This window comes from Allopontixanthobacter confluentis, assembly GCF_009827615.1.
GTDB classification, from domain to species: domain Bacteria; phylum Pseudomonadota; class Alphaproteobacteria; order Sphingomonadales; family Sphingomonadaceae; genus Allopontixanthobacter; species Allopontixanthobacter confluentis.
Genome location: NZ_WTYU01000001.1, coordinates 1634837 through 1646890 on the forward strand (window position 1 = coordinate 1634837; position 12054 = coordinate 1646890).

At 59.7% G+C, this 12054-nt stretch carries 9 protein-coding genes; 6 read left to right on the forward strand and 3 right to left on the reverse strand.

Features of this window, described 5'->3' with window-relative positions:
- The first annotated feature begins 9 nt into the window (after positions 1 to 9).
- Positions 10 to 699 carry an ABC transporter ATP-binding protein gene (locus tag GRI44_RS07700; protein WP_160600885.1) on the forward strand — a complete coding sequence of 230 codons (690 nt, stop codon included), beginning with the start codon at positions 10 to 12 and terminating at the stop codon, positions 697 to 699.
- Positions 665 to 3244 carry an ABC transporter permease gene (locus GRI44_RS07705; RefSeq protein WP_160600887.1) on the forward strand — a complete coding sequence of 860 codons (2580 nt, stop codon included), beginning with the start codon at positions 665 to 667 and terminating at the stop codon, positions 3242 to 3244. Before GRI44_RS07700 ends, GRI44_RS07705 begins: the two co-directional genes overlap by 35 nt.
- Positions 3245 to 3259: 15 nt before the next feature.
- On the opposite strand, the gene GRI44_RS07710 is transcribed toward GRI44_RS07705, so the two are convergent.
- Together GRI44_RS07710 and GRI44_RS07715 are read right to left on the reverse strand one after the other, a co-directional pair.
- Positions 3260 to 3715 carry a DUF805 domain-containing protein gene (locus tag GRI44_RS07710; RefSeq protein WP_160600889.1) on the reverse strand — a complete coding sequence of 152 codons (456 nt, stop codon included), beginning with the start codon at positions 3713 to 3715 and terminating at the stop codon, positions 3260 to 3262.
- A gap of 111 nt (positions 3716 to 3826) precedes the next feature.
- Positions 3827 to 6418: a TonB-dependent receptor gene (locus GRI44_RS07715; RefSeq protein WP_160600891.1), complete on the reverse strand. Its 2592-nt coding sequence runs from the start codon at positions 6416 to 6418 to the stop codon at positions 3827 to 3829.
- Between the two features lie 241 nt (positions 6419 to 6659).
- Here GRI44_RS07715 and typA point away from each other — a divergent pair, with 241 nt between their 5' ends.
- Positions 6660 to 8483, forward strand: a complete 1824-nt coding sequence (gene typA / locus GRI44_RS07720; RefSeq protein WP_160600893.1) for a translational GTPase TypA — start codon at positions 6660 to 6662, stop codon at positions 8481 to 8483.
- A 94-nt stretch (positions 8484 to 8577) separates the two neighbouring features.
- Here typA and GRI44_RS07725 read toward each other — a convergent pair whose 3' ends face one another.
- Positions 8578 to 9339: a hypothetical protein gene (locus tag GRI44_RS07725; RefSeq protein WP_232843009.1), complete on the reverse strand. Its 762-nt coding sequence runs from the start codon at positions 9337 to 9339 to the stop codon at positions 8578 to 8580.
- Between the two features lie 101 nt (positions 9340 to 9440).
- On the opposite strand from GRI44_RS07725, the gene putP reads away from it, so the two are divergent.
- Genes putP through GRI44_RS07740 form a run of 3 tightly spaced genes read left to right on the forward strand, consistent with a single transcriptional unit; the run spans position 9441 to position 12028 of the window.
- Entirely contained in the window at positions 9441 to 10922 is a 1482-nt protein-coding gene (gene putP / locus GRI44_RS07730) for a sodium/proline symporter PutP (protein WP_160601359.1), read from the forward strand.
- A gap of 14 nt (positions 10923 to 10936) precedes the next feature.
- Positions 10937 to 11308 (forward strand): VOC family protein, encoded by a 372-nt coding sequence (locus tag GRI44_RS07735; RefSeq protein ID WP_160600895.1) that lies wholly within the window; start codon positions 10937 to 10939, stop codon positions 11306 to 11308.
- Positions 11309 to 11347: 39 nt separating this feature from the next.
- Complete coding sequence (locus tag GRI44_RS07740) at positions 11348 to 12028, forward strand: extensin family protein (RefSeq protein ID WP_232843010.1); 681 nt, start codon at positions 11348 to 11350, stop codon at positions 12026 to 12028.
- The last annotated feature ends 26 nt before the right edge of the window (positions 12029 to 12054 follow it).

The following is a 12054-nucleotide window of genomic DNA, read 5'->3' on the forward strand; positions in this document are numbered from 1 at the left end:
CGCAGCGCTGTGGCAAGCCCTCTGACAATATCCGCTCGCAATCTCACCCTCACACTTGGCCAGGGCGATGCCTCGGTCGAGATTCTGCGCGGGATTGATCTCGACGTGGCAACGGGCGAGGTGCTGGCTTTACTCGGTCCATCCGGGTCAGGCAAAAGCTCGCTCATGGCGGTTTTATCAGGGCTGGAACGCGCCAGCGGCGGCACAATAACCGTGGCCGGAGAAGATTTCGCCGCCTTGGACGAGGATGCGCTGGCCCATGCGCGCCGTGGCCGCATCGGCATTGTGCTTCAGGCGTTCCACCTCCTTCCCACCATGACGGCAGCCGAAAATGTGGCCACCCCGATGGAACTGGCAGGCAGCAAAGATGCCGGCCCGCGCGCCCGCGCAGAACTGGAAGCGGTCGGGCTGGGCCACAGGCTGGGCCATTATCCGACCCAGCTTTCTGGCGGGGAACAACAGCGCGTGGCGCTGGCCCGCGCCATGGCCCCGCGCCCGCAGCTTATTTTTGCCGATGAGCCAACCGGCAATCTGGACGTGGCGACGGGCCATGACATTATCGAATTGCTGTTTGCCCGCCGCGCCGAAACGGGCGCGACGCTGATCATCATCACTCATGATGCCGAGCTGGCCAAGCGCTGCGACCGCATCGTCACCATTGCCGATGGCCGCATTGCCTCGGACACCGCTGCAAAGTGAGCGCGGAAAAGTGAGCGCGGCAGCGGCATCAGGAGGGCTGTCATGGGGCGCAGCGTGGCGCATTGCCCGCCGCGATCTCAATGGCCGTTTCAAGGGCCTGCGCCTGCTGCTGGTCTGCCTGTTTCTAGGCACCGGCGCCCTGGCCGCGATCGGCACGCTGACTGCTGCCATCGAAGGCGAACTGGCCAATCGCGGGCAGGAATTGCTCGGCGGCGATCTGGAAGTGGAGGTTTGGCAGCGCGATCTGACACCCGATGAACGCAGCGCGCTGGCCAGCTTTGGCGCGATATCCGGCGGGACACGGTTGCAGGCGATGGCCAGCACGGCCAAAAATGCGGCTCCGGTGGAATTGAAGGCAGTGGATGCCGCATGGCCCCTGTATGGCAAGCTGACGTTGGCTGGTGGGCGCACGGCGGGCGCACCTGCTGCGGGCGAGGCGTGGCTGGCGCAGGGCGCGGCGGAACGGCTGGGCATTTCTGTGGGCGACCAGTTCAACATTGGCGGCAAGCCGCTGCGTGCTGCAGGAATTATCGCAGACGAACCCGACCGCCTGAGCGAAGGTTTCCAACTTGGCCCGACGATCATCGTGGCGCAGGATTTTCCCGCAACCGCAGGGTTGCTGGCCCCCGGCGCCATGTATCAAAGCAAATATCGCGTGGCCTTTGCTGGCAATCGCGATCCTGAAGCTGTGCAGCAGCAGTTGGAGAAACAATTTCCCAATGCAGGTTTCGAATATCGAAACAGGGACAATGCATCGCCGGGTGCCGACCGTTTCGTATCGCGCATGGGCGAATTTCTCACGCTGGTGGGGCTGGCCGCACTGGTCATTGCCGGCATCGGCATTGGCGGCGGCGTGTCATCCTATCTTGAAGCGCGGCGCACCAGCATTGCCACGTTGAAAGTGCTGGGCGCATCCAGCCGCGATATCGTGCGCATCTATGCGCTGCAAATTGGTGCAGCGGCGCTTCTGGGCAGCGCCTTGGGACTGGTGGCAGGCGTGTTGGTCACTCCCATTCTTGCCTCCGCCCTTGATGGCTTGCTGCCGGTGGAGCGCACTTTCGTGGTCGAGCCAGTCGCCCTGCTGATCGCTGCTTCCTATGGCTTGCTGGTGGCGCTGGTGTTTGCGGCAACGCCGCTGCTGCGGACCCGCCAGTTTCCGGCCATGGCCCTCATGCGTGCACGGATTGTGCCTTTGTCACGCGACAGGCGGGCGCTGGCGTGGGTGCTGGGCGGTATGGCGGGCATCGTTGCGCTGGCCTTGCTGACGGCGCGCCAACCCATGCTTTCAGGCGGTTTCCTGGCCGGCGCTGCGATCGTCCTTGGCCTGCTGGCCTTGCTTGGGCTTGGCATTCGCAAACTTGCCGCAGCCCTGCCCCGCCCGGCTGACCCACTGTGGCGTAATGCACTCGCCAACCTTCACCGCCCGGGCGCGGCCACAGGCGCGCTAGTCACAGCGCTGGGCTTTGGCCTTGCTGCCTTCGTTCTGCTGGCTGCCATCCAGAGCAGCATCAACGGCAATATCGAACGCCGCGTTCCGGCCCAGGCGCCTGATTATTTCGTGCTCGACGTGCCGCGTGACAGGGTTGCCGAATTCCGGCAGCTGGTCAGCGCGCAGCAGCCGGATGCGCAAATCCGCACCGTTCCTGCATTGCGCGGCGCCATCTTGGCCTATGGACCAAAAGACGCGATGATACGGGTGGCCGATCTGGAGGAAATTCCCGATGGCGCATGGCCCCTGCGCGGCGAACGCGGCCTCACCTATGCTGACGAATTGCCAGCCGGCAACAGGCTGACCGAAGGCAAGTGGTGGGCGCCATCCTATTCCGGCGAACCACTGGTGTCGGTGGATGAAGAATTTGCCCGCGCGATCGATCTAAAAATTGGCGATTATCTGACCATTGGCCTGTTGGGCGTGGAACGGACGGCCAAGGTGGTCAATTTCCGCCAGATTGACTGGGAAAGCATGGGTTTCAACTATGTGCTGGTGTTTTCCCCCAATGCGATTGGCGATGCACCGCATAATCTGGCGGCGACAATCGAACTGCCCGCTGATGCGCCAACCGGCCCGTTGCTGCGCCAGCTGGTGAGCAATTTCCCGTCCAGTTCAGTTATCGAAATTGGTCAGGTTCTGGCAGAAGCGCGGGTCATTTTGGGCCAGGTCGGCGTTGCCACCTTTGCCGCGGCATCCGTGGCAGTGCTGGCCGGATTGGCCGTGCTGATTGGCGCGATTGCGGCTGCCCGCGCGGTGCGGACATATGATACGGTGGTGTTCCGCGTTCTGGGCGCGAGCCGCCGGCAAGTGCTGATCATGCAACTGGCAGAATATGGTGCGCTGGCACTGATCCTGGCGGTGGTTGCGCTGGGCCTTGGCACTTTGCTGGCATGGCTGGTGGTTGTGCAATTGTTCGAATTTGACTGGTTGCCCGACTGGGGCGAGATTCTGGGAGTGCTAGGGCTTGGGCTCATGTTCGTGCTGGTGTTTGCGCTGGCCGGTTCCCTGCCGCTTTTACGGGCGAAACCGGCGCAGGCGCTGAGGGCGCTTTAAGCCCTCAGTTCACGCTCATTCGAAGACAGAAGCGCCCGCCGGGTCGCGCGGGTCAGGCCCGTAGCGATTGGGGCCGGCCGTGCCGGGCAATGCCATCAGCACAATCAGCCCGATGGAAACCAGAAAGCCAATGTAAGGCACGAGGCTGCCGAAGATAAAAGCTGCATACCACCAGCCCGACATATCCCGGTCGTGAAAGCGTCGTACGGTAAGCGCGAGGCTGGGAATGAAAACAAGCAGCCCCCAGGCCATGAGTGCCAGCCCGAAGCCGCCCATCAGCAGCCCGAAAGGTTCATCCGCGCCAGCCATTTCCTGACTGAGCATTGCGCCGGTCCCTGCCGTGCCCATCATCAGAATGGCAAGACCCACCACCACGATCAGGTTCAGCAGCGCAAACAGCCAGTATTCGCGGCGGCACGACCGTCCACTAAATTCAAAATACCGCTTCAGCGGCAAAATCATCCAATGCATTGATAGCCCCCATTTTCCTGACTGGGCGCAAGTCACCATAGAGAGGTCGCCGATGCAACGAAAAAGGGGCCCCTTGCGGAGCCCCTTTTCCTTGTTTCGAGCGGCTTAGGCTTAGAACTTGAAGCCGGCTGTCACACCATAAGTGCGCGGCTGGTTCGGGTAACCCGAAACCGTGCCGGACTGTGCCACACCGTCAAACACCGTCGTGATGAACCGGTCATCTGTAAGGTTGCGGCCCCAGACGCCCACTTCAAAGCCATTATCCATCTTGAAGATAAGCGCCCCGTTGAGGAGGTTGGCTTCCATCCGGAAAAGCTGTTCAGCCGACGGACCGAAAGCCGGCAAGCCATTGGTCAGATTGACATTGCTTTCATGGCTGAAATCGACCCGGGCGATCAGCACATTGCCGCTGGCGCCCAGTTCATGCGTATAGGTAGCCGATGTCGCGATCGAGAATTCGGAAATGCCCGATGGCCGCTGACCGGTCAGATCGCCAACTGCCGAATTGGGGAAGCTGTCGAAAATCGGGTCAAGATAGGTAAGGGCAAAGGTAATCACCAACGGGTCAGTCGGGTTCAGCGTGGCGTCAAATTCGAAGCCGCGCGTCGACTGTTTGCCGGCATTTGCCAGAGCAAAACCCGTGCCGGTGAAGATGTTGGACTGGAAGCCCTTCAGCGTCTGGTCGAACAGGGCAAGGTTGAAGCCCATCCGGTCGAACTGGGCTTTCAGGCCCACTTCATAGACGATGGCATCTTCCGGCCCGGCAAAGCGGGTGCCGGTGTTGAGGTTTGGCGTGGCGATACCCGCATCGCGAATGGGCGATGAAGGGGCCAGAATGCCGCTGAGCAGCGGCCCGGGAGTGTAGTCACCTGCCAGTGGACGCGAATCGCGTGACAGGTTGACCGACGATGCCTTGAAGCCGGTTGCATAGGTGGCATAGACATTGATGTTGTCCGACACATCATACGCAGCGCGCAAGGTGTAGGAAAAATCGCTGTCCGATGTCTTGCCATCTTCCACCGCGTTGGGAACGTTGAGGAATGGCGGCTGGAACTGAAATGCGGCCAGACCCAGCAGCGGGTTTGTTGCAGGGTTTACCGCCAGGCTGGCAATCTGGCCGAAGACTGCCGGATTGGCCCCGGCAAAAGCAGCAATCACTGCCGGATCCCGGCTGCCAATTGCGCCGGCGATGAACGCGTCCACCAGGTTGATCTGGCCCAGTTCATCAAACGCCGTCATATTGGCGGTGAAGTCTTTCTTGTCCTTGGTGTAGTTGAAGCCGGCGGTCAGCGTCAGGCGGTCGGTCACTTCAAAATCAAGCGTGCCGAATACCGAAAACGCTTCATTGTCGAGCGAATAGGCTTCGTCTGTCAGCAGGCCGGGGCTGAATATGCTGTTCTGCGGCAGACCCAGCGCAGCTTCGACCCCGTTGAAGACCAGCGGATTGCCCGCCAGCAGGGAGAAGAACGGACGCGCATCATCACCCGTGATCAGCTGGCCGGTCTGGTCAACTTTCTCGTTGAAGTAGAAGCCGCCCAGCAGGAAGTTGAACGGACCGTCGAAATCTGACGCAATCCGCAATTCCTGCGACAATGTGTCAATGTTCTGATCAGTTGCCTGGTTGACCACATCCGCGCTGGAGAAATCGACATCCTGAAGGCCGAAGGACGACAGGCCGCGATAGGCGCTGATGGACGTGATCGAGAACGGGCCAGTTTCATAATCGATCTGGACCGAACCGCCGTAGCTGTCGATTTCATTGCTTGGCAGAATGTTGAGGAAAGTCGTGTCGCTGAACAGATCTTCCGGCACCAGCGCGCCGCCAACGGCAAACAATGCCGGAACGGTGGGGCCAGCAACGACGTTGCCTGCATAGCAACATTCTTCGTCAATCCGCGAAAAGTCACCGATGGCGCGAATCTTGAGGTCCGAGCTGGGTTCGATCAGAACCTGACCGCGCAGGCCCCAACGGTCACGATTGTTGATTTCCGCGCCGAGATTGGGAACATCCACATAACCGTCACGCTTGTTGATGTTGCCATCCAGCGACACCGCGATGGTGTCTGTCAGCGGACCGGTCACGTCGGCTTTCACCGCGATCTGGTTGAAATTGCCATAAGTGGCCGAAACGCCGCCGCCAAATTCGAACTGCGGTTCACGCGTGATAACCGAGATGACGCCGGCAGATGCGTTCTTGCCGAACAATGTCGACTGCGGCCCGCGCAGAACTTCGATTCGCTGCACATTGGCAAGATCGCCAATCTGGGCCGCAGAACGCGAACGGTAGATACCATCAATGAAGACGCCAACCGAAGGTTCGATACCGGCATTGTTGGCGCCATTGCCGAAGCCGCGAATGATGAAAGTGGTGTTGGCCGAGCTTTGCAACTGGCTGACGCGCAGCGACGGCGCGACTGTCTGAAGATCTGAAAGATCGCGGATTTGCGCGCGTTCCAGCGTCTCGCCCGACGTTACCGATACCGAAATTGGCGTTTCCTGAAGCGTGGTTTCACGCTTGGATGCTGTTACAACAATGGTGCTGTCATAGCCGGAGGTGGATACTTCCGCTTCCTGTTCCGCTTCGACAGAAGCATCGGCATCCTGTGCCATGGCCGCAGCCGGAAGGGTAATTGCTGCCACTGCCACACCGGCAAGCATGGCATTGCGCGCCGAAAAGGCGCCGCCGAAACGAGTGAATTTCATGGAATCTCCATCCTCTGCGATCCGGCCCATTATTATTGAAGCGGCCGGTTATCCACGCGTGGTCTAGGGGAGCGTGAAATTTCGCTCAAGCATATCCGCATAGAATCCGCAGGCTTTTTTCGGGTGTTGCATAGGAACAACAGTGGTTATGCTTGCCCCCGGGCGCTGTCTAAGCTAGGGGCGCGCGCAAATGTCGAGGTGCATCCACTGTGTGCCCCCTCCCCTTAAAGTGAGCCCCCAAATGTCCGCATCTTTGCGTAATGTGGCGATTATCGCCCACGTCGACCACGGCAAGACTACTCTTGTTGACCAATTGTTCCGCCAGTCCGGCACGTTCCGCGACAACCAGCGCGTGGAAGAACGCGCCATGGATTCCAACGATCTTGAAAAAGAACGCGGGATCACGATTCTGGCCAAGTGCACCTCGGTCGAATGGGAAGGCACTCGGATCAACATCGTCGATACCCCTGGCCACGCCGACTTCGGCGGCGAGGTGGAGCGTATCCTGTCGATGGTCGACGGCGTTATCCTGCTGGTCGATTCGAGCGAAGGCGCCATGCCGCAAACCAAATTCGTGACCGGCAAGGCGCTGGCGCTGGGCCTCAAGCCCATCGTGGTCGTCAACAAGATTGACCGTCCCGATGGCCGCGCATCGGAAGTGCTGGACGAAGTGTTCGACCTGTTCGTCAGCCTTGGTGCCAATGACGAACAGCTCGATTTCCCTGTGCTTTATGCCTCGGGCCGCAATGGCTATGCCAGTGACGACATCGAAGCGCGCGAAGGCACGCTGACGCCGCTGTTCCAGAAAATTGTCGAGCACGTGCCCAGCCCGGAAGCGGACTTTGATGGTCCCTTCAAATTCCTGGTGACATTGCTTGACCGTGACAATTTCCTCGGCCGCATCCTGACGGGCAAGGTCCAGTCGGGCACGATCAAGGTCAATGGCCCGATCCATGCTCTTGATAATGACGGCAAGATTGTAGAAACCGGCCGCGCTTCCAAGCTGATGGCGTTCCAGGGGCTGGAGCGCATTCCGGTGGAAGAAGCGCGTGCAGGCGACATTATTTCCATGGCAGGCCTGACCGTTGCGACGGTATCCAACACCATTTGCGATCCGTCGGTCACCGAACCGCTGCACGCGCAGCCCATCGATCCGCCAACGCTGTCGATGCGCTTTGCCGTGAACGACAGCCCCTTTGCGGGCCGCGAAGGCACCAAGGTGACCAGCCGCATGATCCGTGACCGGCTTGAACGGGAAGCGGAAAGCAACGTGGCCATCAAGATCACCGAAGCCGAAGACAAGGACAGCTTCGAAGTGGCTGGCCGCGGCGAATTGCAGCTGGGCGTGCTGATCGAAACCATGCGCCGCGAAGGCTTTGAGCTGGGCATTAGCCGCCCCCGCGTGCTGTTCACCGAAGACGAAAACGGCAATCGGATGGAACCATACGAAACCGTCGTGATTGACGTGGATGATGAATTTGCCGGCACCGTGGTGGAAAAAGTCGCCATGCGTAAGGGCGAAATGACCGACATGCGTCCTTCGGGCGGCGGCAAGACCCGGATCACCTTCAGCGCGCCGTCACGCGGGCTGATCGGTTATCACGGCGAATTCCTGTCCGACACGCGCGGCACAGGCATCATGAATCGGCTGTTCGAGAAATATGGCCCTTACAAGGGCAAGATCGAAGGTCGTGCCAATGGCGTTCTCATCTCCAACGGCACGGGCGAAGCGGTCGGCTATGCGCTGAACATGCTGGAAGACCGCGGTATCCTGTTCGTGAAGCCGCAGGAAAAGCTGTATGAAGGCATGATCATCGGCGAAAATGCGAAGCCGGACGATCTTGAAGTGAACCCGATGAAGTCCAAGCAGCTGACGAACTTCCGTTCGACCGGCAAGGATGATGCCATCCGCCTGACCCCGCCCAAGGTCATGACGCTGGAACAGGCCATCGCCTATATCGACAATGATGAAATGGTCGAAGTGACCCCGCTCAACATTCGTCTGCGCAAGGCCCTGCTCGATCCGAATGAGCGCAAAAAGGCTGGCCGTAAAAAGGAAGTGTGAGCGCCGCTCCATAACTTTCTGACAATTTAACGTCCGACAAAAGGGCGGGCCAACCACACCGGTTGGCCCGCCCTTTTCTGGTCTGGCGGCAAAACTATCCTGTCACCAGCATGGTTTCGCCAATGACCAGCGCGGAATAGATGATGGCCCCGGCGGCAAATGGCCAGAACCGGCTTTGCCTGTCTTCCGGCAGTTCTTCCTTCATAACATTGAGAACAACGCCGCCTGCGACAAAGGCAAACAACCCGCCCACGGCAATGCCGGGAAGTTCGATCAGCATTCCCATCAACCAGCCAAGCATTACCGCGCCAGCGATGATCCACCGGCCATAGGCATCATAGGCCTTCACATGGTCGCGCCGCATGCCGAAATCCGCAGTGGCGAAATGGAGCGCCATGGCGATGAAATACAGCGCCAGCCCGCCTGCTGACATATCTTCCCGGTGGCTGAGCAAATAGCCGATCATCACGTTCAGCAGCGAAAAACTGCCAATATGCAGCCACAGCATATGGCTTTCGATCCGGTCGCCTTCGCCCATTTGTCGCGACCGGCTGCGCGATATCTTGATCGCCCGCTCCAGCGCATAAAAACTGGACAGGCCGAGCAGGGCCAGGGAATTCACCAGCGTTTCGGCCAGTTCCGGCCCCATTGAAATCGCTTCGGCAAAGGCGGTGCGATGCCCGCCTAATTCCGGCAGAATGTGCAGAAACACATAGGCAACCGCCGTGCCGCCGGCAAAGGACAGCCAGCCGTTGCGCGGTGTTCTGTCCAGAAAATCCAGCCGCCCGATGAAAATATGTGTGCCGGCAAATGCCAGCGCCATCAGCAGCGTCACGATCGAAACTTGGGACATCATGACACCCTAACGCGCAACCATGCCGAAAGTGGCATGGTACCGCCACGATGCGTCAGCCTGCCACGGTGGCCAAAACTGGCCATGTTGCCTATGGCAGGACAATGCACACAGGAACTCTCATTTCGCTTGGCCTCTACTTTGCCCTCATGATTGGCATTGGCGTTTATGCGTGGGCCAAATCGACTGACGATAGCGAGGGGTATCTACTGGGTGGGCGGCAATTGCATCCCGCTGTTGCAGCCTTGTCCGCCGGTGCTTCCGACATGTCGGGCTGGCTGCTGCTGGGCCTGCCCGGCGCGCTTTACCTTTCCGGTCTGGTCGAGGCATGGATCGGCATCGGGCTGTTTGCCGGTGCCTTTGCCAATTGGCTTATCGTTGCCCCGCGGCTGCGCGAACAGACAGAACGGCTGGGCAATGCGCTGACCATTCCGGAATTTCTGGCCAACCGCTTTCCTGACAAGGCAGTGGCTTTGCGCGTGATTGCGGCGATCATCATCGTGGTGTTTTTCACTGTCTATACCGCTGCAGGTCTGGTGGGCGGCGGCAAATTGTTCGTCACCAGCTTTGCCGGACTGTTCGGCGATACCGGCATGAGCGATTACATGACCGGCATCTGGCTAACCGCTGGCGTGGTGCTGGCCTATACGATGGTGGGCGGTTTCCTTGCCGTCAGCCTGACCGATTTTGTCCAGGGCTGCATCATGGTGGTGGCGCTGGTGCTGATGCCGCTGGTGGTGCTGCTGGACGATGGCGGGGTCACTACGGTCGTGAATACTTTGCAGGGGGTTGATCCTGCCTTTCTCAGCCTGACCAATGGCCTCACGTTTCTCGGCTTTCTTTCCGCTGTGACATGGGGTCTTGGCTATTTCGGCCAGCCCCACATCATCGTGCGGTTCATGGCCATCCGCAAATTGTCGGACGTGCCGGTTGCGCGCAATATCGGCATGAGCTGGATGGCAGTGGCTGTCTTGGGAGCGATTGGGGTCGGCATCGTGGGCCGCGCCTATGTCGAACAGAACGGGCTGACGCTGGAAGACCCTGAAACCATCTTCATCCTGCTCGCCAATCTTTTGTTCCACCCGCTCATTACCGGGTTTCTGCTGGCCGCATTGCTGGCCGCCATCATGAGCACGATCAGTTCGCAGCTGCTGGTTTCCTCCAGTTCGCTGACCGAGGATTTCTACCGATTGTTTTTGCGCAAGCAGGCTGGCGAGCGTGAAATCGTCAATGTCGGGCGGGTGTGCGTGGCATTGGTGGCGCTGGCGGCGATTGCCATTGCGCAGGATCCCGATAGCCAGGTGCTGGGTCTGGTTGCCAATGCCTGGGCCGGGTTTGGCGCGGCATTTGGCCCGCTGATTGTGCTGGCACTGACCTGGCAGCGAATGACCGGGGCCGGCGCGGTGGCCGGACTGGTGACGGGCGCAGCCGTGGTTATCATCTGGATTTCGCTGGGCTGGAACAGCAGTTTCATGGGCGGCGAAGGCATTTATGAAATCATCCCGGGATTTGCCGCAGCCTTCGCGGCCATCGTTGCTGTCAGTTTGATGGGCGTTGCCCGCACTGATCAAGCGGCGGCTGTGTAACGGGAGTTCAAACCGTGGCAAAAGTGACCGGATTGGGCGGCGTTTTCTATGTGGTGAAAGACCCTGCCTCCACCCGCTCATGGTATCGCGATGTACTGGGCATCGACGGTGAATATGGGCCGCAGCTCAATTGGTCGGAAGAAACCGGTGATTCGCCCTATTCGCTGATCAGCCATTTTGGTGATGACGCATATATCAAACCCGGCGCAGGCGGTTTCATGATCAATCTGCGGGTCGACGATCTGGATGGCTTTGTTGCCCAGCTCAAAGCCAGGGATGTGGCTGTTCTGGACAGCGTTGATGAAGGCTACGGCAAATTTGCCTGGTTGCTTGATCCTGACGGGGTCAAAATCGAACTGTGGCAGCAATGCGCGGCACCTGACTAGCAGGGCGGATTGCCGCATTAGGGTTACGTTAACCGTAAAATGGGAAAAAAGGGCGTTATGAAACGCCTTGCCGCCTTGTTTCTTATCGCTTTGATGACCGCTGGCTGCGGCGCTGTGCCTGCGAAACGCAGCGACGCACCACTGCGCGGGCCTGCGACTACTGCCATCGCACCCAACCCGCAGGCACGCCAATGTCTGGCGCAGCTGGGACAGGATGGCTCGCGTTTTACGGCTCTGCCAGACAAATATTATGGTGCCGGCTGTTCCCAGCTTAACACCGTCAACCTCAATGCCTTGCAGGGCGACGGGGCGCAGTTCAGCCTGACCAATATCGGCCCTGTCACGTGCCCTACGGCCAGCATTCTGGCAGGATGGGCACGATACGGCGTGGACCGCGCGGCGCGGCAATTGCTGGGCAGCCCCCTGCAGCGGATCGAGACAATGGGCAGTTATGCCTGCCGCAATGTAGCCGGCAGCGGGCGCCGGTCTGCCCATGCATCGGCGCAGGCCATCGACGTTGCCGCATTCATCCTGGCAGATGGCCGGCGGATCAGCGTGCTTGATGGATGGACTGGCGGCTCAGATGCAGAGCGTGAATTTCTGCGGACGGTGCATGCCAGCGCCTGCAAACGGTTCGGCACGGTTCTGGGCCCCGCTTACAATGCCGCCCATCGCAACCATCTCCATCTGGAAGAAGGTGGCAATTCGTTCTGCCGCTAGACTGCTGCTAAGCTGCCGCTAGGCTG

Bases quoted from the DNA above. Each gene is read 5' to 3' on its own strand.
- GRI44_RS07705 (WP_160600887.1), top strand. From the start codon at position 665: ATGGCCGCATTGCCTCGGACACCGCTGCAAAGTGAGCGCGGAAAAGTG.
- GRI44_RS07710 (WP_160600889.1), bottom strand. From the start codon at position 3,715: ATGCATTGGATGATTTTGCCGCTGAAGCGGTATTTTGAATTTAGTGGA.
- GRI44_RS07715 (WP_160600891.1), bottom strand. From the start codon at position 6,418: ATGAAATTCACTCGTTTCGGCGGCGCCTTTTCGGCGCGCAATGCCATG.
- typA (WP_160600893.1), top strand. From the start codon at position 6,660: ATGTCCGCATCTTTGCGTAATGTGGCGATTATCGCCCACGTCGACCAC.
- GRI44_RS07725 (WP_232843009.1), bottom strand. From the start codon at position 9,339: ATGATGTCCCAAGTTTCGATCGTGACGCTGCTGATGGCGCTGGCATTT.
- putP (WP_160601359.1), top strand. From the start codon at position 9,441: ATGCACACAGGAACTCTCATTTCGCTTGGCCTCTACTTTGCCCTCATG.
- GRI44_RS07740 (WP_232843010.1), top strand. From the start codon at position 11,348: ATGGGAAAAAAGGGCGTTATGAAACGCCTTGCCGCCTTGTTTCTTATC.